Genomic DNA, 2,142 nt, shown 5'->3' on the forward strand with positions numbered 1-2,142 from the left:
TATATGGATTTTATTAGAGATACAAACATTAGAGATACAAAAATGCTGCTTGCTCTACTTTTCTTGTAGAACAAGCAGCATATACATTATTTTTACAGACTTAATCTAACACAAATCTAAATCAGTCTGAATCAGACGAAGAACCAAGGCTTGGACGTGTAACTAATGTAATCGCTTTGCCCTTCTCAACCTTGCTTCCTGCTTCCTCAGACATGCTCATGACTATATCGTCATCTTTTGCCATTGAATCAGATACTACTCTCAAACCTTTTGCTTCAAGTATTTTCTTCGCCTGTTTGAAGGTAACAGTACCAAGATCTATACTAGGAACTTCAACTTTCGAAGCACCTTGAGAAACGTACACAGTAATAGAGCTGTGTGGTTTAACAGAGGAACCAGACGACGGATTTAGTCGAGTTACAGAACCTTCAGGCACATTATCTGAATCTTCCTTAACTACATCCGTAGTAAAACCAAAATTCTCTAATTGGCTAACCACAATGTCTTTGCTTTGACCAACAAGACCGTCAGGAATTTTAGTTAAGCCGGATGCAATATATAAAGTAATTAATGTACCCTTATCAGCAAACGAATCTGCGTCAGGATCTGTGCGAGTTACATGATCTTTCTTAATATCTGCACTATCTTCTACTCGAACATTAGCAATCTTAAACCCAGCACGCTCAAGCATTTTACGAGCAGCTTCTTGCGTTTTACCACTTACATCTGGCACGCGAGTTGATTGTGGTCCAACCGAGAACCATACAGTCACCTTGGATCCAGAAGCAACATGCTCACCTCCACGCGGTGATTGCTTAGTAAAAGTTCCCTCAGGTTGAGAAGAATGATCATCTTCACGAATATCTGGAACCAAACCAAGTGCACGCAACTTTTCACGAGCAGCATCCTGCGTTGTTGTCTCCATAAATGTTGGAACTACAACATCTCCAGTAGCACGACTTCGGTTGAGCATAAACAGCACACCCAGAAGAACTAATACTGTTACTAATACTCCAACTATAGATCCGATTACTACTCGTTTACGACGTTGCGCTTGCATTGTTGCTCTTTGTGACGCGCGCGTGCTAGGAGAAAATGCAATATTTGCAGATTCAACTTGACCAGTAATAGGATTAAACGATTGAGTTGCAGCACCATCTGTCATGCCCATAGCCATAGTTGCAGCATTCTGTTCAGCCTGCTTACGCGCCTTCATATTAGCTAAATCAGTCAATGGATTAAACGCTGCTGCAACAGGCACTCCACCGTTCATAAACGCTAGAATGTCATTCTTAAACTCTGATGCTGTGGCATATCTATTTTGTCTATCTTTTGCCATTGCTTTAGCACAAATCTTGTCCCACATAGCAGGCATGCCTGGAACAAGTGTGCTAAGAGGTGTCGCCACTTCCGAAACATGCTGATATGCGATGGCAACAGCTGAATCTCCAATAAAAGGAGGACGTCCAGTTAGCATTTCATACAGCACACACCCTGCAGAATACAAATCAGAGCGCATATCTACTTGTTCACCACGAGCCTGCTCTGGAGACAAATATTGTGCTGTTCCAACAACACCTTGAGACTGTGTCATAGTTGTTGCAGAATCATCAAGAGCTCTAGCTATTCCAAAATCCATGACTTTTACTAAGCCTTGTTCAGAAATCATAATATTTCCAGGCTTAATATCGCGGTGAATAATACCCATTCTGTGCGAATACTCTAAAGCATTGAGCACGCCAAGCATAACTTGTTCAGCGTCTCTCTGACTTAAAGCTCCATTCATTTTTAGAATATCGCGTAATGTTTTACCTTTAATGTATTCCATTACAAGATACGGTAAACGCTCTTCTAAGCCATTTTCTGCTATAACAGATTCTTCTCCAGAATCATAAATATTCACAATATTAGGATTGTTCATCTGCGCAATGGCATGCGCTTCCCTGCGGAATCGCGAAAGGAAAATCTCATCGTTCGCTAAATCGGAACGCATAATTTTCACAGCAACTGTACGACCTAAGCGCTTATCAACAGCAACACGCACTTCTGCCATGCCGCCACGGCCAATAAGCTCCCCTAATTCGTATCGACCATTCGCTAATGAGGTGGGCATTGTGGTATTCCTGTCTCTTATACACATCT

It is taken from the genome of Gardnerella sp. 30-4 (assembly GCF_001641215.1).
In the GTDB taxonomy this organism is placed as follows: Bacteria; Actinomycetota; Actinomycetes; order Actinomycetales; family Bifidobacteriaceae; genus Bifidobacterium; species Bifidobacterium leopoldii.